Origin of the sequence: Cobetia sp. SIMBA_158, from assembly GCF_046566945.1 — a bacterium.
Lineage (GTDB): Bacteria > Pseudomonadota > Gammaproteobacteria > Pseudomonadales > Halomonadaceae > Cobetia > Cobetia amphilecti.
This window is the reverse complement of the sequence record NZ_JAWJYL010000699.1, coordinates 1-255: the sequence shown is the minus strand read 5'-3', so window position 1 is coordinate 255 and position 255 is coordinate 1. Positions and strand designations below refer to the sequence as shown.

The window sequence follows — 255 nt, the reverse complement described above, 5'->3', positions numbered from 1 at the left end:
ACGACCAGCCCCTTGATGATCGACGATTCGGCAGTCAATGACGAGATGCTCGTCAGGATCGAATCCTGTTGTCACTTCTGATAACACATCCTTGGCCGCATCAAATAGGATTTTCTTCAGAGGGATTGGCTCTTCGCCGTATGCATACGCTCCTTTTCCAGCAAATACAACTTGATAAGGCTTGACCATCGTTCCTTTCCCATACTGTACATCAGCATCGCCCCCAAGAAGCATCACTTTGTCAAACCAATGATG

1 protein-coding gene is annotated in these 255 nt (G+C 47.5%); it reads right to left on the bottom strand.

Annotated features, from left to right (window positions below):
* Nucleotides 1-255, bottom strand: a 255-nt coding sequence (locus R2R70_RS21625; RefSeq protein ID WP_410979142.1) for a methionine adenosyltransferase, incomplete at both ends; no start/stop codon positions are given.